Origin of the sequence: Streptomyces sp. CS113 (genome assembly GCF_002188365.1) — a bacterium.
In the GTDB taxonomy this organism is placed as follows: Bacteria; Actinomycetota; Actinomycetes; order Streptomycetales; family Streptomycetaceae; genus Streptomyces; species Streptomyces tendae.
The window spans coordinates 4,240,930-4,260,588 of the sequence record NZ_KZ195574.1; the positions used below are offsets into that span (position 1 = coordinate 4,240,930).

Sequence of the window (19,659 nt, forward strand, 5' to 3'; positions counted from 1 at the left end):
CAGCAGGACCAGGTCGTGCAGGAGTGCCGCGCCCACGAACCAGAGGACGACGCCGAGCCAGTCGCCGGCGAGCAGCCGCACGCCCGCGTAGCCCGCGAGCGCGAAGGAGCAGGCGAGCAGGAGGATCTGGAACGGGCTGCCGATCCGGGGCCGCACCGACCGCACCGACCTCGGCGACCGCGGCAGCCTCGGCCGCGACCGCCGCCACGACTCGCGCTCGCGCCTCATCCCAGGTCTCCGAACGTCATCCGGGCCACCCACTTGGTGTTCAGCACGCCGGGCGCGGCGGGCACGATGATCCGCGCCGGGTACCCGTGGTCCGGGCTCAGCTCCTCGCCGTTGACGTACAGGGCGAGCAGGGAGCGCGGGTCGGCCACCTGGTTGGCGCGCAGCGCCCCGCTGCGGAAGGCGCCGCGGCGCTGGAGGGACTCGACGAACACGTCCGGCGGGTCGTCCCCGTGGCCCACCCGCGCGGCGAGGTCCCGCAGCCGCACCCCGCGCCACCGCTGGTCGGACGTCGACCAGCCCTCGACGCAGGCGATGGGCAGGTCCGCACTGTGCTGCTCCATGGCGAGCAGCTCGGCGCGGCTGAGCCGGACGGTTCCCGCCCGCCCCGTGACGACGAGCCGCCAGGCCTCCTCGCGGGTCTCGGCCGGGTCGATGCCCACGTGGGCGGCGGTCTTGTTGATCTGGAACCCGTTCGGGCCGCTCCCCGGTTCGGGCCCGCCGTGCGGGGAGAGTACGGCGGTGGCCCGCAGCGGCCCGTCGAAGCCGCGGCCCGCGGTCGTGGCGAACATCAGCAGCGAGCCGCCCCCGACGAACCACAGGGCCCCGCGCCGCGAGACGGTGGGCGCGGCGGGCCGCGGCGAGACCAGGTCGTCGTCGCGCTCCTCGCGCATCGCCCGGAGGTTGCGCAGCGCGGCCGGCGCCTTCAGCACGGCGTGCGCGACGAACGCGGCGAAGAAGACCCAGGCGCCGTAGAAGTGCAGCGGGTAGAACGAGCCGGGGAAGAGGTAGTCCAGCTGGATGTTGAGCACTCCGGTGACGAACTCGAACAGCGCGCCGCCGACCAGCAGCAGCAGCGAGATCCGCTCCAGCGCGTGGGCGAGGGAGCGGACCGGCGGCAGCGTGAACAGCCTCGGCACCACCGACCACAGCTTGGCCAGCAGCACCGGGATCAGCACCAGCCCGAGGGTCACGTGGACGCCCTGTGTGAGCCGGTACAGCCAGGGCGGGTCGGTCGGCCAGGCGAAGAGGTAGAAGCCGAGGATCCCCTTGTCCGGGGTCTTGTCGTTGACCGGCGCCAGATCCGGGTTGTAGGCGGCGTAGGACACCAGACCCGTCACGAACAGCACCGTGATGCCGACGAGCAGGACGAGGCCGAGCACCGAGGTGAACCAGGGCCCGCGCAGCGGGCTGCGCCAGAAACCCGGGGAGGAGGGAAGCCGTGGGGCGAGGTCGCGCATGTCCCGACCGTAGGCCGGGACCGGCCCCCGGAAGGGTCCGCGACCCATGACGAAACGCTGACGTCCGCCGTGCGCACCGCCCGCCGCGTGATCTCCCGGCCTACGGTGCCGGAGTGACCGTGACCCGCCCGCGCCCCGTGCCCCGCGACCTGTACGCCGTGGCGGCCGCCGTGCTCCTCGTGACGGCCGCCGTCCTGGTCGGCCGGTACGTGTACACCTACGACGACCTGATCGTCGGCTGGCCGCCCCTGCTGGGCCGCTGGGACCCGCACCTCGGCCCTGGCACACCGGCCGCGCTGGTGGTCGCGGCGGCGGTCGTGGCGTACGGCCCGGCCGTCGCCACCCGGCTGCCGTGGCGTGCGCTGCTGGCCGCGGCCTGGGGCACGGCGCTGGCCTGGACCTGGTCGCTGGCGCTGGTCGACGGGTGGGACCGGGGCGTCGCCGGACGGCTCACCACGCGCCAGGAGTACCTCTCGGTGATCGACCGCTGGCACGACATCCCGGCGACCCTGCGCGACTTCAACGGACACATCCTGCTCCACTCCCCCGACAACTGGCCCGCCCACGTCGCCGGCCACCCGCCCGGAGCCACGCTCACCTACGTACTGCTGGACCGGATCGGGCTCGGCGGCGGGGGCTGGGCCGGGGCCCTGACGCTCACCGTGGGCGCGACGGCGGGCGTGGCGGTGCTGGTCACGGTGCGGGCCCTGGCCGCCGAGCGGCTCGCCCGGCGGGCGGCGCCGTTCCTGGTCCTGGCACCGGCGGCGGTGTGGATGGGCACGTCCGCCGACGGCTACTTCGCGGCGGTCGCCGCGTGGGCGGTGGCGCTGCTGGCCCTCGCGGTCACCGGGCGCCCGCTGGGGTGGGCGGCGGGCTCGGGACTGCTGTTCGGGCTGACCTGCTACCTCTCGTACGGCCTGACGCTGTTCGCGGTGGTCGCGGCGGCGGTGCTCCTGCTCGGGCGGCGCGGGGTGCGGGGGGCCGCGCGGCCGGTGCTGTTCGTGCCGCTGCTGGCGGGGGCGGCGGTGGTGCCGGTGGCGTTCACGGCGGCCGGGTTCGACTGGTGGGAGGCGTACCACCTGCTGGTCGAGAGGTACTACGAGGGCGCGGCCGGTGTGCGCCCCTACGCGTACTGGGTGTGGGCCAACCTCGCCTGCACGGTGCTCATCACGGGCCTGGCGACGGCGGCGGGACTGCGGCGGGCCGGGGCCGTACTGGTCCGGCGGCGCGTCGCGGACGGGCGGGGCGAGGACGGGCGGGCCCGGGGCGGGCGGGCCGAGGAGTTCCGGCTGGCGTTTCTCGTGGGCGCCGGGCTGCTCGCGCTGCTGGCCGCCGACCTGTCCGGCATGAGCAAGGCGGAGACGGAACGCATCTGGCTCCCCTTCGCCCTGTGGCTCCTCGCGGCCTGCGCCTTCCTCACCCGGCCGCGCGGCTGGCTGGCGGCGCAGGCGGTCCTGGCCCTGCTCCTCAACCACCTGCTGGCGACCGGCTGGTGAACACACGCGCAGGGCCCGCACCGTGCGGTGCGGGCCCTGTCCACGTGGGTCGCGACGTGCGTCGCGGCGTTACGCGGTGGGTGTTACGACGCGGGGACGATGTTCTCCGCCTGCGGGCCCTTCTGGCCCTGCGTGACGTCGAAGTTCACCCGCTGGCCCTCCTGGAGCTCGCGGAAGCCCTGGGTGGCGATGTTCGAGTAGTGGGCGAAGACGTCGGCGCCGCCGCCGTCCTGCGCGATGAAACCGAAGCCCTTTTCGGCGTTGAACCACTTGACGGTACCGGAAGCCATGCTTTTTCTCCTAGGCAGTGTTGAAGGCCCACACCGTGCGAGCCCTCCCATCGCCGCGATGATCACCTGCCCGGAAAACCGGTATGACAAATGGCAACCACAACTGCAACTGACGTCCAGCCTAGCACGTAATACATCGACGGCCCGGGATGAAATCGCCGGGAAAGAACGGCCATTTCCCCGGCGAATTATTCCCGTGCCGGGCGAATAATTGTTTCAGCGGGGCGAATTCTCCGCTCAGCGGCCGAGGACCAGGACGCCGTACCGGCCGAGCACGGACGACTGGTGGGTGTCGCCCTCGGCGTAGCGCCAGCCCCAGGAGCGCAGCGCCTGCACGGTCGCGCCGTCGGTGCGGTCCACCAGCGTGACGCCGAGGGCGGCGTCGTGCTCGGCCAGCAGGCGGGTCTGCAACCGCCGGGCGAGGTTCCAGGCGCGGTCCTGGTGCTGTCTGCGCACGCGGGCCGGCACGACGATCCCGGAGACCAGGAAGAGCCGGTCCGACGCGGCGACGGACAGCACGCTTCCGGGCAGGTACGGCTCGAGTCCCCGCACGCCGCGCGGGTCGCCGCCGGGCACCGGGTAGCCGTAGGCACAGCCGGTCAGGACGGTGGTCTCCGCTATCAGCAGACCGAAGCCCGGCCGCCGTACGTCGGCGCCCAGTCGGCGCAGGAAGGCGCCGCGGGCCGCGTTCCACGCCCGGGGGCCGCCGCCGGAGGTCTGCGCGTACAGGTCGCCCAGCTCGCCGAACCGGTCCTCGACCTGACGCCGGGTCAGCGGCCGCAGCCGCTCACCGGCCTGCGGCGAGGAGCCCTGCCGCGGGCCCGGACGCCGCGGGCCCGGCCGGTGGACCGCGGCGGGCCGCTCCGGACGCTCTGTGGTCGCCGGCCGCACCGGCACGGGCACCGTCATGAGGCGAGTCCTGCCCCGGGCTCGGGCGGATCCGGCCCGGCGTCGTCGATCACCGGGAGCGGCACCGGTGTCGGGGCCGGTGCGCGGCATGCCCCCGGTTCCTCCACGGTACTGCGGGCCCAGCCCCCCGGCCCGATGGGTCAGCTCCCGCAGGGAAGGTCCACGTCCAGGGCGGTGGGGCCGCCGGGCGGGCTGCTCAGGCGGAGGGTGCCGTCCAGCGCGGCGACGCGGCGGCGGATGCCGGTCAGGCCCGAGCCGGCGTTCTCGTCGGCGCCGCCCCGGCCGTCGTCCTCGACCAGCAGGCGCAGCCGGCCCCCGCGGGCCCGGACGGTGACCGAGGCGCGGGCGGCACCGCTGTGCTTCGCGATGTTCGTGAGCGCCTCGGCCACCACGAAGTACGCCGTCGCCTCGACCGACGCCGCGCACCGCTCGGGCACGTCGGCCTCGACGCGGCACGGCACCCCGCAGTCCGCCGCCAGTCCCGACAGCGCGCCCGCGAGACCGCGGTCGGCGAGGACCGGCGGCAGGATGCCCCGCGCCACCGAACGCAGCTCCGCCAGCGCCTGCTCCGCCGCGGACTGCGCCCGCTCCAGCAGCTCGTCCGCCCCGGAGGGATCGCGCGCCGCCATCCGCCGGGCGGCGCCCAGCAGCACCGTCACCGACACCAGCCGGTTCTGCGCGCCGTCGTGCAGGGACCGTTCGATCCGGCGCAGCTCGGTGGCGTGCGCGTCCAGCGCCGCGGCCCGGGTCGCGGTCAGTTCCGCCACCCGCAACGACAGGTCCGTGTCCGGGCCCGCCGCGAGCAGCCGCCGGGCCGGGGCGGCCTGGAGCCGCGCCATGCCGGGGCCAAGGCCCAGCACGATCGCGGTCCAGCCCACGCCCAGCAGGGTCGCCGCGAGCGCGTCCGGCCAGCCGTGCGCGGTGCCGACACCGATGGACGTGGTCGTCGCCTCCCCGGGGCTCAGCCGCCACCACAGCGGGAAGGTGGTGTCCCGGACGGCGCAGAGCGGCAGCAGGAAGCCGAGCAGGCCCAGCAGGAACCCGAGGGTGGCGTGCCGGACCAGCCAGTGCAGCTCGCGCCGGGTGGTGGGGTCGCCCAGGGCGGCGCGCAGCCGGGTGGGCGGCGGGTCGGGCGGGACGATCTCCGGGCCCCGGCGGGACAGGCGTTCGCGTTCCCGGCGGGCGAGCGCGTGCAGGGCGCGCAGGGCGGCGGGGGCCAGCAGCAGTCCCACGCCGGCCGGCGCGGTCACGGCGGCCAGTGCCACCAGCAGCAGTACGCCCAGCGCCAGGAACGCCGTGCCGAGACCGCCGACGAGCTGCCCCGTCGCCGCACCGGCGGCACGCAGCGTCCGTACGGCGGTCTCCCGCACGGACGTGACCGGCACCGTCATCCGCCTGCCTCCCTCCGGTCCGTGCGCCCCGCTCCGGCGTGCGCGTGGGGCCGACCCTATGCCGCGGGACCGGCCGGCGACGGGTGCGGAGCCGGAGAGTACAGCCTGCTGTACCCCGGACCGGGCGGCCCACGGGATCGGCCGCCGGGTGCCCGGCTCCATAGCGTCAAGGACGACCGAGAGCGACGCCGACGGAGGCCGCAGCCATGACGCACCAGGACCGCCACAACCAGCAGGATCCCTACCGCTTGGGCGTGCCCCAGGCTGTCCCGACCGCCGCTTCCGCCCCCGGCGAGGGCCCGGACGCCGTCTCGCGCGGGGACGTCCTGCGGACGCTGCTGTGGGCCGTGGTGGTGCTCAGCGCGGTCGCCAACATGGCCCTGTCCTTCACCGGTGCCGCGACCGCGCTCCACCTGGCCAGCGGCGTCGTCACCGTGCTCGCCGCCGGGACCCTCGTCGTACGCGGCCTGCGGGGGCGGCGATGAGCACCGCCGCCCTGCCGGCCGTCACCGCGCGCCGGGCGCCCGCCATCGCGCTGGACCGGGTCGCCCGGACGTACCCAGGCGGTGTACGCGCCCTCGACGACGTGTCGCTGACCGTGGAGCACGGCACGTTCCTCGCGGTGATGGGGCCCTCGGGGTCCGGCAAGAGCACGCTGATGCACTGCGCCGCCGGGCTCGACTCCCCCACGTCCGGCAGCGTCCGCATCGACGGGCAGGAGATCTCCGGCCTGAACGAGACCCGCCGCACCGAACTGCGCCGCGAACGCGTCGGGTTCGTGTTCCAGGCGTACAACCTGATCCCCTCGCTCAGCGTCGAGGACAACCTCACGCTGCCGCTGCGCCTGGCCGGCCGGCGCCCGGACCGGGACTGGCTGCGGACGCTCACCGAGCGGGTGGGGCTGGCCGACCGGCTGTCGCACCGCCCGGCCGAGCTGTCCGGCGGCCAGCAGCAACGGGCCGCCGTCGTACGGGCGCTGGCGGCGAAGCCCGCCGTCGTCTTCGCGGACGAGCCGACCGGCGCGCTGGACCTGCGCAGCGCCCACCAGGTCCTCGACCTGCTGCGCGCCCTCGTCGACGACCTCGGTCAGACGGTGGTCATGGTCACCCACGACCCGGCCGCGGCGGCCCGCGCGCACCGGGCGCTGGTGATGGCCGACGGCCGGGTGGTCGAGGCCCTGGAGCGGCCGACGGCCCCGCACCTGGCCGAGCGGCTCGTCGCGTTGGGGGAGCGGTAGACATGCTGCACCTCGCCCTGCGCATGGCCGCGCACCGGATCACCGCCCTGCTCGCCGTGGCCTGCGCGGTCCTCGGCGGCGCGGCCCTGATCACCACCACCGGCGTACTCGCCGAGTCCGGGCTGCGCTCGCAGCTGCCGCCCGGTCGGCTCGGCGGCGCGGACGTCGTGGTCGCCGCCGGGCAGGAGTTCCACCCGAGCGGTGACCTGCCGATCGCGCTGCCCGAGCGGGCCACGGTCCCGGCCCGGCTCGTCGACCGGCTGGCCGCCCTGCCCGGCGTGACCGCGGCCGTCGGCGACATCGGTTTCCCGGCCGCGCTGGTCGACAGGCGCGGACGGCCCGTGCCCGTCGCCGAGGATCCGGCGACGGCGGGTCACGGCTGGTCCTCGACGCGGCTGCTGGCCGGCGCGCGGGTCGAGGGGCGGGCCCCGTCCGGTGCGAAGGCGGTCGCCGTGGACGCGGCGGCGGCCGACGCGGCGGGCCTCGCGGTGGGCGACCGGGTCCGGGTCGTGGCCAACGGCCGCCCCGCCGCCGCCTACCGGGTCTCCGCACTGGTCGACGCCCCGGGCGCGGGCGGCGGCGTCTGGTTCGCGGACGGGACGGCCGCCGCGCTGGCCGGGCGGGACACCGGGGGCGCAGGCCCGCGTGCCGGAACCGTGGACCTGGTCGGCCTGCGGGCCGCCGACGGTGCCGGGGAGCGGGTGGCCGACGCCGTCCGCGAGGAGGTCGCGGGCACCGGGCTCCGGGTGACCACCGGCGCGGACCGGGGCGAGGCGGTGGCGCCGGGCGTGGGTTCGGCGCGCTCGCTGCTGATCCTGCTCGCCGGTTCGCTCGGCGGGATCGTGCTGCTGATCACCGGGTTCGTCGTCGCGGGCGCGCTGGGCGTGACCATCGCCGGGCAGCGCCGCGACCTGGCGCTGATGCGGGCCGTCGGCGCGACCCCGAAGCAGATCCGGCGCCTGGCCGCCGCGCAGTCGACGGTCGTCGCGGTGATCGCCCTGGTGCCGGGCGTGGCGGCCGGATACCTGCTGGCGGGACACTTCCGGGAGCTGCTGGCCGACCGCGACGTACTCCCGTCCGCACTCCCCCTCACCGTCAGCCCCTTGCCCGCCCTCGCCACGCTGCTCCTGGTCGCGGCGGCCGTGCAGCTCTCCGCCCGGTGCGCGGCCTGGCGCACCTCGCGGATGCCGGCCACCGAGGCGGTCGCCGAGTCGCGCAGCGAGCCGCGCACACCGTCGCGGGCGCGGACCACGGCCGGGCTGCTGCTGATCCTGGGGGCCTGCGCGCTCTCGGTGGTGCCGCTGCTGTCCCGGACGGTCCTCGGGGCCTCGGTCACCTCCATGGCGGGCATCGTCGCCGCGATCGGCCTGGCGCTGTCCGGCCCGGCGCTGGTCAGGAGCGCGGGCGAGGCCGTAGTACGGCGGCTGCGGCCCGGGGTGGCGGCGCCGACGTGGCTGGCACTGTCCAACGTACGGGCCTACGCCCTGCGGCTGTCGGGCGTGGTCAGCCCCCTGGCCATGGGCGTCGTCTTCGTCCTGACCTACACCCTCACCCAGACCACGGTGCTGGCCGCCACCTCCGACGACACCCGCACCGGCACGCTCGCCCAGTACGAGCTGACCGCGCCGGCCCTGGGCGGGCTGCCCGGCGGGACCCTGTCCGCCGTGCGCGACGTGCCCGGCGTACGGGCGGCGGCACCGGCCGGGACGACCACGGTGGTGTGGGAGTACGACGAGCTGGGCGAGCCCGCGGCCGAGTCGGCCTCGGCGATGATCCTCGGGCCGGACGCCCGGGGCGTCGTGGACCTCGGGGTGACGGAGGGCAGCCTGGACCGGCTGACCGGGGCGACCGTCGCCGTCGGCGCCGAGGCCGCCCGCACGCGCGACGCCGGGGTGGGGAAGCGGCTGCGGCTGGTGCTCGGCGACGGGGCGCGCGTCGACGCCCGGGTCGTCGCCGTGTACGACCGGGGGCTGGGCTTCGGCCCGGTCGTCCTCTCCCGCGAGCTGGCCGCCGGGCACACCACGACCGGCCTCGACCAGCGGGCCCTGGTCCGCACCGACGGCACGCGGGAGGCGGGGCGGGCGCTCGCCGAGCTGGCCGCCGGCCGGCCCGGCCTCGCGGTCGCGAGCACCGCCCCGGACACCACCGGTGCGGACGCGCCGCCCGAGGTGTGGGTCAACCTGGCGGTGGTCGTGGTGCTCCTCGGCTATCTGCTGCTGAGCATCGCCAACAAGCTGGTCGCCGCCACCGCCCAGCGCCGGGCGGAGATCGCCGCGCTGCGCCTGGTCGGCACGACCCCGCGGCAGGTCCGCGCGATGATGCGCCGCGAGGCCGCGGTGATCGCCGCCGCGGCCCTCGTCTGCGGCCTCCTGCTGTCCGCCGTCCCCCTGGCCCTCCTCGGCCAGGGCTTCCTCGGCCGTCCCTGGCCGGCGGGCCCGGCCTGGCTCCTCCCGGCGGTGGCGGTGACGGTCGTCCTGACCTCGTACCTCACCATCGAGCTCCCCACCCGTCACGCGCTGCGCACGCCCCCGGCGGACGCCCTGCGAACGGTCTGACACCACCGGGTCCGTGGACCGCTGCCGCCGCGACGGGGCAAGCCCTCACCGCGGATGGGACCCGCAGACGGGCCCGCCGCCAGGAGAGCTGACGGCGGACCTGCGGGGCCACCGCCAGGGGGCCGGCCGCGGGCCCAGCCGGGGGTGCCACCGCACCAGGCCGAACCCGCGCGGCCGACCGCCGCCAAGGGGCCGGCACGCGGCCCGGGGATGCCGCCGCGCCAGGCCACGCCCGCACGACCGACCGCCGTACCCCGGGGCAACCCGCCCCGCAGGCGGGCCCAGGGCGGACCAGCCCTCCCACAGGGCCGGCCCACGCGGCCGACCACCGCCCAGCGGCGACCACAGGCCCCGGGATGCCGCCGCACCAGGCCGAACCCGCACGGCCGACCCCCGTATCCCGGGGCACCCGCCCCACGGGCGTACCGGCGCTCCAGCAGGGCGAGCCCACGCGACCGGCGGGTCTCGCGTTCGGACGCGGCTCTCTGCCCGCCGGGACGCGAACTCCCCGGGGCCCCGCCGTGACGGGGCCCCGGGGATCAGGTGCGGGCCGGTGGCGGCCGGGCCGCCGGGGCCGAGGGCGCCGGGGGCCGGGCCGCCGGGGGGCCGGGGGGCCGGGGCGGGGCCGGGGGGGCCGGGCCGCCTGCCGGGGTTCATGGACGTCGGTCGCGCAGGGTCCTGTGGGCCGGGAGGGTGACGGAGGCCAGGCCGAGGGCGGCCGCCGTCGCGGCGAAGGCGGCGTACAGCAGGGGCGGGACGTGCGGGAACTCGCCGGTCAGACCACGCATCATCGGAGTCAGCGTGATCATGGCGATGGCGGTGCCCAGGGCCACGCCCGCCGCCGACACCAGCAGGCTCTCCCAGCCCAGCATGCGCAGCACCTGGCGCCGGGTGGAGCCGACGAGGCGGAGCGTGTGCAGCTCGCGTCGGCGGTCCAGGACCGTCATCACCAGGGTGTTGACCGCGGCGACGGCGGCGAAGCCGCCCAGGACGGCGGCCATCATGTAGTTGGCCCAGGCACCGAACTCCCGGTCCACGTTCTGCGCGAGCGCGTAGCCGGAGGCGTCGGTGACCTCGCCGAGCGCCCGCAGCGGCCCCGCCTCGCCGCCACTGACCAGCAGCGTGTCGGCGAAGGGCGACGTGACGTGGCCGTCCAGGGCGGCGCGGTCCATGGTCACGGCCGGCAGGCCCAGGCCGCGGCCGTAGACGGCGACCACTTCCGGGGCTGCCTTCGTGCCGTCGGGGAGGTACAGGGGCAGCTTGTCGCCGAGACCGACATTCGTGGCGGTGGCGAGGGTCTTGTCGATGGCGATCCGGCCCGGACCCACCCGGTCCAGGCCGCCCTCGCGCACGTCCAGGTCCTGGACCTTCGCCAGCTCGGCACCGGAGCCCGAGAGGCCCTGCGTCGCCGTGCCCTGCAACGAGGTCTCGCCCCCGCCGCGGACGGGCACCAGCACCTGCGTGTCCAGCAGGCTCACGGCCGCGTCGACACCGGGCGCGCGGGCGGCCCGGTCGGCGGCGTCGGCGGGCAGGCCCGCCGGGGCGGTGACCACGTGGTCCGCCGTGATGCCGTCGCGGAGCTGCTCCGAGGCCACGTGGCTCTCGCTGGTGTGCATGAAGACCAGCGTCGAGGCGAAGGCCATCGCCAGCACGATCGGCGTGATCGCGGAGGCCAGGCGGCGGGCGTTCGTACGGGAGTTGGCGGCGGCCAGCGACGCGGAGGCGTCACCGCCGCGCAGCAGCAGCCCGAAGAGCCCCGCGCACAGCCGGGCCAGGATCGGCCCGAGCAGGGCGACGGCCAGCATGAAGAGCATGACGACGCCGAGGGAGGCGTTGGCCGCGTCGGAACCGGCGGCGGAGGCCGCCACCCCGGCGAGCGCCGAACCGCCGCCGACCGCGGCGAGACCGAGGACCGTACGGACGACACCCGGCCGCAGCCGCTCCACCGAGGCCTCGGCGAGCGCCTGACCCGGCTTGATCTTCGCGGGCCTGCGCCCGGCCGCCCAGCCGGCCCCGAGCGCCGTGAGCAGCCCCACTCCCACGGCGGCGAGCAGCGGGAACCCTGAGACGTGCAGTTCGACCGCCTCGGGGACGGCCCCGCGGTCCTGCATCTGCCCGAACCACCAGTGTGCGAGCCCGATGCCCGGCAGGCAGCCGAGCAGCCCGGCGAGCGGGGCGACCAGCAGCGCCTCGGCGGCGACGGCGCGGCGGATCTGCCGCGGGGTGGCGCCGACGGCGCGCAGCAGCGCGAACTCGCGGGTGCGCTGGCCGACGGAGAGCGCGACCGTGCCGGCGGCGGTGAAGACCGCGACCAGCGTGGCGATCCCGCCGAAGGAACCGCCGACCGCGAAGAGCGTCTCCTTGCCGTACGCCAGCCCGTGGTCCTCGACCTCGCCGCGGTCGTCGCCGGTGAGCACCTGCGCGCCGGAGCCGGTGAGGGCCTTCCCGACGGCGGCGGCGAGGGCCTTCGTGTCGGCCCCGTCCTCCGCCAGGACGGCGATGGCGTCGGCCTGGCCGGGGTGTCCCGCCAGCACGGGCGCCTCGGTGTCGGCGAACCAGGCGGTGGCCCCGCCGTCCGCCCCCTCGTCCGCGGGGTCACCGGCACCGGCCTCGGCCAGCCCGGACACCCGGAAGTCGGCGGGTCCGTCGGCGGTCTCCAACGCGACGGTGTCGCCGACGCCGACCTGCGCGGTGCGGGCCGCGCCGGCGTCCAGGACCACCTCGCCCGCGTGCGGCGCGGCGCCCTTCGTCAGCGCGGTGCCGGTGAAGGCGTGCGAGCCCCAGCCGTGGCCGGTGAACGCGCCCGCCGGGCCGTCACCGCCGTGCACCGGGAAGGTGAAGTCCGGTACGGCGCCGGCCGCGCCCGGCACCCCGGCGGCCTTGGCCGCGAGCCCCGCGTCCACGCGGGCGGTGTCCGGCAGCGGGTACGCGGTCTCCTCGGGGCCGTCGACGGTGTCCGCGACGACGCGCGCGGACTGGTCGGCCGCCGCGACGACCGGCGCGTTCGCGTACCGCTCGGCCGGCACCGAGGCGCGGATGCTGGTCTCCAGCAGCACCCCGCAGGCGGCGACGACCAGCGCCGACATCATCAGCGCGACGAAGGTGCCCGCGAACGAGGCGGGCTTGAAGCGCACGGCCGCGCGGGCCAGGCCGTTGGGCTTGAGGCTCATGCCGCCACCCCCGCACCGGCCCCGGCCATCGCCCGCGTGCGCCCGGTGAGCGCGGTCATCCGTGCCGCGATCTGCTCCGCCGAACCCCGCTCCAGGTGGTCGGCGAAGGACCCGTCGGCGAGGAACAGCACGCGGTCGGCCCAGGCGGCCGCGGCCGGGTCGTGGGTGACCATGACGACGGTGGCGCCGAGGGTGTCCACCGCGTGCCGGAGCAGTCCGAGCACCTCCGCCGCGGTGCCGGTGTCGAGGGCGCCGGTGGGCTCGTCGGCGAAGATCACGTCGGGGGCGGTGACCAGGGCCCGGGCGACGGCCACGCGCTGCTGCTGGCCGCCGGACAGCTCGCCGGGCCGGCGCCGCGCCTTGTCGGCGAGCCCGACCTGCGCGAGCACCGCCGCCGCCCGGCCGCGGTCCTGGCGCTGCCCGGCCAGCCGCATGGGCAGCAGGACGTTCTGTTCCACGGTCAGCGACGGCAGCAGGTTGAACGCCTGGAAGACGAAGCCGAGGCGGCTGCGGCGCAGCTCCGTCAGCTCGTTCTCGTCCATGCCGGTGATCTCCGTACCGCCGAGGCGCACCGAACCCGCCGACGGCCGGTCGAGCCCGGCGGCGCACTGCAGGAAGGTGGACTTGCCGGACCCGGACGGGCCCATGACGGCGGTGAAGGTGCCGCGCGGGAGGGCGAGGTCGACGCCCGCGAGCGCGTGCACGGTGCCCGCGCCGCGGCCGTACTGCCGCCGGACCCCGCGCAGTTCGACGGCGAGCCCGGGAGTGGCGGCCGGGGCCTCGGGGCGGTGGTCCGCCGCCGCCCGGTCGTCCGCCTGCCGCCGCTTGCCCTTGCGTAGCCTCATGGTGCCGTCTCCCTCATCCGTGCATCAGGTGCGTCCTGGTGACGGGTGAAGAGTGCGGGGACGGCTCGGCGCCGGGCGTCATACCGGGGAGCCAATGTGGAGGTGCTACCCCGGTAGGGGGAGAAGGAGGAGGCGGCCGGGCCCGCGGGGCCGTCCGGGCGGGACTACTCTCCCGGCGCCACGAGCCCCGACTCGTACGCGAAGACCACCGCCTGCGCCCGGTCGCGCAGGTCGAGCTTGGTGAGGACGCGGCTCACGTGCGTCTTCACCGTCTGCTCCGCCAGCACCAGGGTCTGGGCGATCTCCGTGTTCGACTGGCCGCGGGCGACCAGGGTGAGCACCTCGGTCTCGCGTTCCGTCAGCCCTTTCAGCCGCAGCGCGGGCTTGCCCCGTGACGCGGGGCGCTGCTGGGCGAAGTCCGCGATGAGGCGGCGCGTGACGGACGGGGCGAGCAGCGCGTCGCCCGAGGCCACCACGCGGACCGCCGCGATGAGGTCGGCCGGGGGCGCGTCCTTCAGCAGGAAGCCGCTGGCGCCCGCCCGCAGGGCCTCGTACACGTAGTCGTCGACGTCGAACGTGGTGAGCATCAGCACCCGCGGCCGGTGGGTCACCCCCGGCGGGGGCGACAGCAGGCGGCGCGCGGCCTCCAGCCCGTCCATCTCGGGCATCCGCACGTCCATGAGGACGACGTCCGGATGGGTACGCCGGCTCAGCTCGACGCCCTGGGCGCCGTCGGGGGCCTCGCCCACCACGTCGATGTCGCTCTGGGCGGCCAGCAGCGCGGCGAAGCCCGCCCGCACCATGGCCTGGTCGTCGACGATGATGACGCGCGTCGTCACGTGAGGTCCTCTTCCGTCAGGGGGAGTTGTGCGGCGACCCGGAAGCCGCCGTCCGGCAGCGGCCCGGCGTCGAGGGTGCCGCCGACGAGCCGCACCCGTTCGCGCATGCCGACCAGGCCGTGCCCGGTGCCGCCCACTTCGAGCGGCCCGGCGGGCGGCTCGGGCGGCGGTTCGTTGACGACCAGGACGGTGAGCCGCTCCCCGCCCCGCCCGTCGGCGGGATGCCCCTGCCCTTCGGCGGGATGCCCCCCGTCCTGCCCATCGGCGGGATGCTCCCCGCCCTGCCCGTCGGCGGGCCGCGACACCGACAGCGACACGTGCGTCGCGGCTCCGGGCGCGTGCCGTACGACGTTCGCGAGGGCCTCCTGGACGATCCGGTACGCCGACAGGCCCACCGCCTCGGGCACCTCGGCGTCGCAGGGGGAGAACTCCACCGGCCCGCCCGTCCGCGCGGTCGCCTCCACCAGCTGCCCGATCTGCGCGAGGCCCGGCTGGGGCGCGAGTTCGCCGTGCGCCTCCTCGTTGCGCAGCACGCCGAGGAGGCGTCGCATCTCGCCGAGCGACTCCCGCGCGGTGGCCGCGATGGACGTGAACTCCTCGCGTACGTCGGGCGGCAGCGTCGCGAGGCGGTACTCGGCGGTGTCCGCCTGCACCGTGATGACGGACATGTGGTGGGCCACCACGTCGTGCAGCTCGCGTGCGATGCGGGCGCGTTCCTCCAGCAGCGTCCGCCGGCCCCGCTCGGCCTCGCTGATCGTCTCCTGCTCGACCAGCCTGCGCTGCACCTCGTACCGCTCGCGCAGCACACCGCCCAGCAGGAGCGCGACGCCGCCGAGGATGGTGAACAGCAGTTCCTTGGCGCTGGAGCCGTGCGGTGCGGCGAAGCCCAGGCCGACGTTGGCGCCCGCCGTCGCCAGCCACACCAGCACCAGTGTCCGGCGCCGCTCGCGCAGGCCCAGGGCGAGGCAGAGGGCGACGTACCCGACGAGTTCCATGGGCGGGAACGGCCACAGCAGCCGCTGTTCGAAGTCGACGCCGAGCAGCGCGAGCGCGCCGGCCACGTCCGCGGCGAAGACCACGTACCAGGCGTGCAGCGGCCGTACGACGGCGAGCAGCAGCGGCGCGGACTGGGCCACGGCCAGCGCGCTCGCGACGCCGCCGTTCAGGCCGTAGTCGGCGGTGAGGACCACGATGGTGGTGGGCAGCAGCACGACGCACAGCACGAACGCCACGGCCCACGGCAGCAGCCGCACCCACCGCCGCGACGCCCCCGCGAGCAGCGCGCGCGGACGTCCCTCCTCCACTGGGGTCATGGGCACCAGCCTAGGGGGCCTGTGTGCGCCGCGACGGCGTCGGAAGGGGCGGCGTCCGCGGGCACGCACGGCATCGGCTCCTCGGGTGTCGGATCCTCAGGTGTCGGCTCCTCAGGTGTCGGCTCCTCAGATGTCGGCACGCAGCGGTTCCCCCACTTCGTGCATGTGGCGCAGGGCCTGCCGGTAGGAGTCGACGAGGCCGGTCTCCGCGTAGGGGATGCCGAGGTCGCGGCAGTGGGCCTTCACCGCGGCCTGCGCGAGCCCGAGGTGCGGGCGGGGCATGCTGGGGAACAGGTGGTGCTCGATCTGGTAGTTGAGGCCGCCGAGGAACCAGTCGGTGACGAAGCCGCCCCTGATGTTGCGGGAGGTGAGGACCTGGCGCCGCAGGTGCCCCCACTTCTGCGCGTCGGAGTCCGGGTCGGGCATGTCCATCCCCTTGTGGTTGGGCGCGAAGGCCATGCCCAGGTGCAGCCCGAACAGGGCCTGGTGGAGCGCGGCGAAGACGAGGGCGTGCGCGAGCGGCATGGTCGTCAGGAGCAGGGTGCCGTACCCGGCGACGTGGGCGACCAGGAGCGCGCCCTCCACCAGGCGCGCCCGGCCCTGCCGGCGCCGCAGGTCCCGGAAGCCGTGGAGCTTCAGGGCGAGGCCCTCGAGGAGGGTGAGCGGGAAGAACAGCCACGCCTGGTGCCGGGTGAGCCAGCCGCGGAAACCCGTGCGCGTGGCGGCCTGTTCGCCGGTGAAGACGAGGATGTCGGCTGCGACGTCGGGGTCCTTGTCGATGTGGTTCGGGTTGGCGTGATGGCGGTTGTGCTTGTCGTTCCACCACGCGTAACTCATGCCGAGCAGCAGGTTGCCGTGGACGAGCCCGATGCGGCGGTTCACGGCGCGATCGCCGCTGATCTGGGCGTGGCCCGCGTCGTGGCCGATGAACGCGGTACGGGCGCACAGGACGGCGAGGACGGGCGCGAGCGCGAGCACCCACCAGGAGTCGCCGAGCAGCGCCATGCCGGTGCCGACGGCGGCGAGACCGAGCGCGTTGACCGTGATGGTGCGCGCGTACCAGCCGGTGCGCCGTTCGAGCAGGTGCTGCCCCTTGACGTCGCGCAGCAGCGGCGTGAACTCACTGCCGGTGTCGGGTGGGGCGGCGTCCGGCGGGGAGGCGTCGCGGGCCGGGGACATGGGGGGCTCCTTGGGGCTGGGGTCGGGTCGAGTCGGGTCGTGTCAGGTCGGGCCGGGGCGGGTCAGGTCTGCGGGAGGTGCCGGCTCACGCCGCCAGCGCGAAGTAGCCGAAGCCCGCAGCCAGCACCGCCGCCGCCGCGCGCCGGGCCGTGCCGGTGCGGTCCCACGGGGCCTCCAGCGGCCGGGCGAACTTCGCGATCAGCACGAGCAGCCCCGCGAAGAGCGGCATCCAGGCCAGCCGCGCCAGAACCCATCCGCCCGTGTCGGGTGCGCCGGTCAGACCGGGGACCTCCCCGACGTACGAGGCGGGGACGGCGGCGGCGAGCATCGCCGTCTGGTGCCAGCACAGGACGGTCATCGCCGACAGGTTGACCACCACCACCGGCGCCCACAGGGCGGGCCGCCGCAGCAGCCGGGCCAGCCGGTCGCGGAGCAGGATCGCCGCGCCGGACTGGGCCGCGGCGAGCGCGAGGACCAGCAGGGACGGCGGGTGGGAGTTGGTGCGGGCCTCGCCCGGCACGCCCACCATCGACATCGGGTAGTGGAAGGCGAGCAGCAGCACGGCGAACAGCGCCGCACCGCCGGCCAGCAGCAGCCACGCCCCGCGCCTGCCGATCCGCCCGTCCGCCCAGGACACTCCGAGCTGGTAGGCGAACATCCAGCCCGGCAGCAGATTGAGCAGACTCAGCCAGGACGGCATCGCGTCCGCGTACGGCCCGTAGCGCAGCAGGTCGACCACCGCGACGGACCCGATCAACGGCACCGCGGCCCGGGCGCCGAGGCGCCGGGACGCGCGGACGCAGTACGGCGTGAGTGCCGTGATCACGGCGTAGACGCCGACGAACCACAGCGGCTGGACGACCAGGGTCGACGCGGTGTGCAGGGTGTCGGCCGGCACCCCGGCGCCGTAGTGCAGCAGGGGGAGCAGCAGCGCCCAGACGGCCGTGACGCCGAGGACCGGCCGCCCCAGCCGCCGCAGGCGCCCGACCGTCCACTGCCGTACCGACCCCTTGCGGCGCCGGTAGGAGAGGTACGAGGAGTAGCCGCCGACGAGGAAGAAGATGCCCAGCATCTGGAGCACCCAGCTCGCCGGGGCCAGGGCGCCGAAGGTGGCCAGCGGACTGGCGTTGTGCAGCGCGCCGCCGCCGTCGAGGGTGAACCCGCCGACCAGCCAGTGCCCGGTCGGGACGGCCAGCAGCGCCAGCGCGCGCAGGCCGTCGATCGCACGGTCTCGGTGGGCCGGGGTCCGCTCGTCGACCCGGGCACCGAACCGGGCGAACGCGGCACGCGGGCCCCTCATGACCGCGCTCCGTCCGCGATCGCGGCGAACGCGGTCAGGGTGGAGGTGCCGGGGGCGAAGTACGCGTCGTGCGCCGGGACGTCGTCGGCGGGCAGGACGGTCGCGCCGAAGCCGGGCGAGGTGGGGTCGGCGCCGTGGCCGAGGCCCAGGAACTCGACGTTGGGGACGCGGCCGATCCAGTCGTGCGGGGACTTCGCCGCCCAGACGTGGGCGTCGGTGCCGAGAGCGCCGACGTCGGCGGCGCGCATGCCGGGCGAGCCCATGACGACGATGTCGCTCGCGTCGGTGTCGTCGGCGGCCAGGCCGCAGACCACCGAGCCGTAGCTGTGGCAGAAGAGGGCGGGGTCGGGAAGACCGGCCGCGTCCAGGCCTGCCGTGAAGCGGGCCAGCCGTTCGGCGCCCGCCTCGGCGAGGCGTCCCGTCGCCAGGTCCGGGCCGATGCCGGAGGGCGTGGTGTAACCGGCCCAGGCGATGACGGCCGTGTCGTCGCCCGCCGCCGCCTGGAGGTCGGCGGCCCGCCGCGCCGTGCGGTCGAAGGCCGAGGCGTCGATGTCCGAGCCGGGGACGATCACCGAGACGTGGGCGGCGTGCTCCAGGTCGCCCGCGACCTGCGCGATCGTGCCGCGGCCGCGCGGGTCGTACGCCAGCACCCGGTCGCCCGCGGGCGCGTTGGCCGCGTAGCGCAGGTGCACGGGGGCGCCGTCGAGGTTGCCCACCACGGTGGGATGGTCCTCGACGAGTCTCTGCCGCTGGGCGCCGCTCAGACCGGCGAAGAACGCCGCCACCTCGGCCGGGGTGGCCGTGGCGGGGTCCGGCAGCTCCCTGCCGAGGGAGTCGTCCGCCAGCCAGGAGGCGGTGCCGGGAAGCGGACCGCTCGGCGCGCTCTCGCCGCTCGCCGACGCCCAGCCGGCCGTACCGCCGACCAGCAGCGTGGTCAGTACGGCGGTGGTCAGGAACCTCCTGAAGCGACCCATGCGTCCGCCTCCTCCGTCTCGTCGTGGCGCTGACGGAGGGAAGGTAGGAAGACGACGCGAGCGGGCACGTCACCCCGGGGAGCCAAGCCGCGGGTGATACCCGGGTAGGGGGTCGGCTACGGGCCGGCCACGTCGGTGACCGGCCCGCCGGTCAGACGGAGGCCGCCGTCCACTCCCGCAGCAGCGCCAGGCGCTGCTCCCTGGTGGGGGCGACGTCCTCGGGCTCGTCCCGGCGCCAGCCGACCAGCTCCCCGACGGTGGTGGTGCCGTCGGCGAGGCGGCCGAGCAGGGTGCGGGAGAGGTCGTACTCGTCCGGCGTGTGGATCCCGCCGGCGACGGCGGCCAGGGCGCTCGCCTCGACCGTGCCGTCGCCCTCCGTCTCCACCAGCACCGTGAAGAGCGGCGGGTGCTCGCCGTCGCCCGTGAACAGCACGACGACCGAGTCGAACGCCATGGACGCCAGCCGCCGCCCGGCGGACCGCACGGCCACGTCGCGCACGTCCAGCCCGCGCACCTCGCCCCAGCCCCAGGACCGTCCGCCCTGCCCGTCCCCGAGGATCTCCACCCCGTCCCCGGTCAGCCGCACCCCGGGCGCCGCACCGGCGGGTTTCGCCCCCAGGTACACACACCCCTCGGTGATCCAGAACAGGCCGACCATGGCCATGGGTGTCTCCTCGGGCGGTAGGGACGTCGCG

At 76.1% G+C, this 19,659-nt stretch carries 16 protein-coding genes; 4 read left to right on the forward strand and 12 right to left on the reverse strand.

Annotated features, from left to right (window positions below):
- Nucleotides 1-224: 224 nt before the first annotated feature.
- Nucleotides 225-1,466, reverse strand: coding sequence for a molybdopterin-dependent oxidoreductase (locus tag B9W62_RS18755; protein WP_179235549.1), 1,242 nt, complete (start codon nt 1,464-1,466; stop codon nt 225-227).
- A gap of 113 nt (nt 1,467-1,579) precedes the next feature.
- Between B9W62_RS18755 and B9W62_RS18760 the strand changes: the two genes are divergently transcribed.
- A complete protein-coding gene (locus B9W62_RS18760; protein ID WP_179235550.1) occupies nt 1,580-2,962 on the forward strand; it encodes a hypothetical protein in 1,383 nt (460 codons plus the stop codon).
- 83 nt (nt 2,963-3,045) lie between these two features.
- Here B9W62_RS18760 and B9W62_RS18765 read toward each other — a convergent pair whose 3' ends face one another.
- From B9W62_RS18765 to B9W62_RS18775, 3 genes are all read right to left on the reverse strand, one after another.
- On the reverse strand, nt 3,046-3,252 hold the full coding sequence (locus B9W62_RS18765; RefSeq protein ID WP_087808264.1) for a cold-shock protein: 207 nt from the start codon (nt 3,250-3,252) through the stop codon (nt 3,046-3,048).
- 237 nt (nt 3,253-3,489) lie between these two features.
- Complete coding sequence (locus B9W62_RS18770; protein WP_179235551.1) at nt 3,490-4,161, reverse strand: hypothetical protein; 672 nt, start codon at nt 4,159-4,161, stop codon at nt 3,490-3,492.
- A gap of 140 nt (nt 4,162-4,301) precedes the next feature.
- The gene (locus B9W62_RS18775) at nt 4,302-5,552 is read right to left on the reverse strand and encodes a sensor histidine kinase (protein WP_087808266.1); all 1,251 of its coding nucleotides are present in this window, start codon (nt 5,550-5,552) and stop codon (nt 4,302-4,304) included.
- A 206-nt stretch (nt 5,553-5,758) separates the two neighbouring features.
- On the opposite strand from B9W62_RS18775, the gene B9W62_RS18780 reads away from it, so the two are divergent.
- Genes B9W62_RS18780 through B9W62_RS18790 form a run of 3 tightly spaced genes read left to right on the forward strand, consistent with a single transcriptional unit; the run spans nt 5,759 to nt 9,344 of the window.
- Nucleotides 5,759-6,037 carry a hypothetical protein gene (locus tag B9W62_RS18780; RefSeq protein ID WP_087808268.1) on the forward strand — a complete coding sequence of 93 codons (279 nt, stop codon included), beginning with the start codon at nt 5,759-5,761 and terminating at the stop codon, nt 6,035-6,037.
- On the forward strand, nt 6,034-6,789 hold the full coding sequence (locus tag B9W62_RS18785) for an ABC transporter ATP-binding protein (protein WP_087808269.1): 756 nt from the start codon (nt 6,034-6,036) through the stop codon (nt 6,787-6,789). The genes B9W62_RS18780 and B9W62_RS18785 overlap by 4 nt, the downstream gene beginning before the upstream one ends.
- 2 nt (nt 6,790-6,791) lie before the next feature.
- Nucleotides 6,792-9,344, forward strand: a complete 2,553-nt coding sequence (locus tag B9W62_RS18790) for an FtsX-like permease family protein (RefSeq protein WP_087808270.1) — start codon at nt 6,792-6,794, stop codon at nt 9,342-9,344.
- Between the two features lie 653 nt (nt 9,345-9,997).
- Here B9W62_RS18790 and B9W62_RS18795 read toward each other — a convergent pair.
- The 8 genes from B9W62_RS18795 to B9W62_RS18830 form a co-directional block, all read right to left on the reverse strand.
- Complete coding sequence (locus B9W62_RS18795) at nt 9,998-12,514, reverse strand: ABC transporter permease (RefSeq protein ID WP_087808271.1); 2,517 nt, start codon at nt 12,512-12,514, stop codon at nt 9,998-10,000.
- Nucleotides 12,511-13,359 carry an ABC transporter ATP-binding protein gene (locus tag B9W62_RS18800; protein WP_087808272.1) on the reverse strand — a complete coding sequence of 283 codons (849 nt, stop codon included), beginning with the start codon at nt 13,357-13,359 and terminating at the stop codon, nt 12,511-12,513. Before B9W62_RS18800 ends, B9W62_RS18795 begins: the two co-directional genes overlap by 4 nt.
- Before the next feature lie 164 nt (nt 13,360-13,523).
- On the reverse strand, nt 13,524-14,198 hold the full coding sequence (locus B9W62_RS18805) for a response regulator (RefSeq protein WP_087808273.1): 675 nt from the start codon (nt 14,196-14,198) through the stop codon (nt 13,524-13,526).
- Nucleotides 14,195-15,511, reverse strand: a complete 1,317-nt coding sequence (locus tag B9W62_RS18810) for a sensor histidine kinase (protein WP_179235552.1) — start codon at nt 15,509-15,511, stop codon at nt 14,195-14,197. Before B9W62_RS18810 ends, B9W62_RS18805 begins: the two co-directional genes overlap by 4 nt.
- Before the next feature lie 126 nt (nt 15,512-15,637).
- Nucleotides 15,638-16,690, reverse strand: a complete 1,053-nt coding sequence (locus tag B9W62_RS18815) for a fatty acid desaturase family protein (protein WP_087808275.1) — start codon at nt 16,688-16,690, stop codon at nt 15,638-15,640.
- Between the two features lie 85 nt (nt 16,691-16,775).
- Nucleotides 16,776-17,990: an acyltransferase family protein gene (locus B9W62_RS18820; RefSeq protein ID WP_087808276.1), complete on the reverse strand. Its 1,215-nt coding sequence runs from the start codon at nt 17,988-17,990 to the stop codon at nt 16,776-16,778.
- Nucleotides 17,987-18,964, reverse strand: a complete 978-nt coding sequence (locus B9W62_RS18825; RefSeq protein ID WP_087808277.1) for an alpha/beta hydrolase — start codon at nt 18,962-18,964, stop codon at nt 17,987-17,989. Before B9W62_RS18825 ends, B9W62_RS18820 begins: the two co-directional genes overlap by 4 nt.
- Before the next feature lie 151 nt (nt 18,965-19,115).
- Nucleotides 19,116-19,628, reverse strand: coding sequence for a hypothetical protein (locus tag B9W62_RS18830; RefSeq protein WP_087808278.1), 513 nt, complete (start codon nt 19,626-19,628; stop codon nt 19,116-19,118).
- Nucleotides 19,629-19,659 lie beyond the last annotated feature (31 nt).

Excerpts from the sequence above, each read along its gene's own strand:
- B9W62_RS18755 (WP_179235549.1), bottom strand. The coding sequence starts at position 1,466 with ATGCGCGACCTCGCCCCACGGCTTCCCTCCTCCCCGGGTTTCTGGCGC.
- B9W62_RS18765 (WP_087808264.1), bottom strand. The coding sequence starts at position 3,252 with ATGGCTTCCGGTACCGTCAAGTGGTTCAACGCCGAAAAGGGCTTCGGT.
- B9W62_RS18770 (WP_179235551.1), bottom strand. The coding sequence starts at position 4,161 with ATGACGGTGCCCGTGCCGGTGCGGCCGGCGACCACAGAGCGTCCGGAG.
- B9W62_RS18775 (WP_087808266.1), bottom strand. The coding sequence starts at position 5,552 with ATGACGGTGCCGGTCACGTCCGTGCGGGAGACCGCCGTACGGACGCTG.
- B9W62_RS18780 (WP_087808268.1), top strand. The coding sequence starts at position 5,759 with ATGACGCACCAGGACCGCCACAACCAGCAGGATCCCTACCGCTTGGGC.
- B9W62_RS18785 (WP_087808269.1), top strand. The coding sequence starts at position 6,034 with ATGAGCACCGCCGCCCTGCCGGCCGTCACCGCGCGCCGGGCGCCCGCC.
- B9W62_RS18790 (WP_087808270.1), top strand. The coding sequence starts at position 6,792 with ATGCTGCACCTCGCCCTGCGCATGGCCGCGCACCGGATCACCGCCCTG.
- B9W62_RS18795 (WP_087808271.1), bottom strand. The coding sequence starts at position 12,514 with ATGAGCCTCAAGCCCAACGGCCTGGCCCGCGCGGCCGTGCGCTTCAAG.
- B9W62_RS18800 (WP_087808272.1), bottom strand. The coding sequence starts at position 13,359 with ATGAGGCTACGCAAGGGCAAGCGGCGGCAGGCGGACGACCGGGCGGCG.
- B9W62_RS18810 (WP_179235552.1), bottom strand. The coding sequence starts at position 15,511 with ATGACCCCAGTGGAGGAGGGACGTCCGCGCGCGCTGCTCGCGGGGGCG.
- B9W62_RS18815 (WP_087808275.1), bottom strand. The coding sequence starts at position 16,690 with ATGTCCCCGGCCCGCGACGCCTCCCCGCCGGACGCCGCCCCACCCGAC.
- B9W62_RS18820 (WP_087808276.1), bottom strand. The coding sequence starts at position 17,990 with ATGAGGGGCCCGCGTGCCGCGTTCGCCCGGTTCGGTGCCCGGGTCGAC.
- B9W62_RS18825 (WP_087808277.1), bottom strand. The coding sequence starts at position 18,964 with ATGGGTCGCTTCAGGAGGTTCCTGACCACCGCCGTACTGACCACGCTG.
- B9W62_RS18830 (WP_087808278.1), bottom strand. The coding sequence starts at position 19,628 with ATGGCCATGGTCGGCCTGTTCTGGATCACCGAGGGGTGTGTGTACCTG.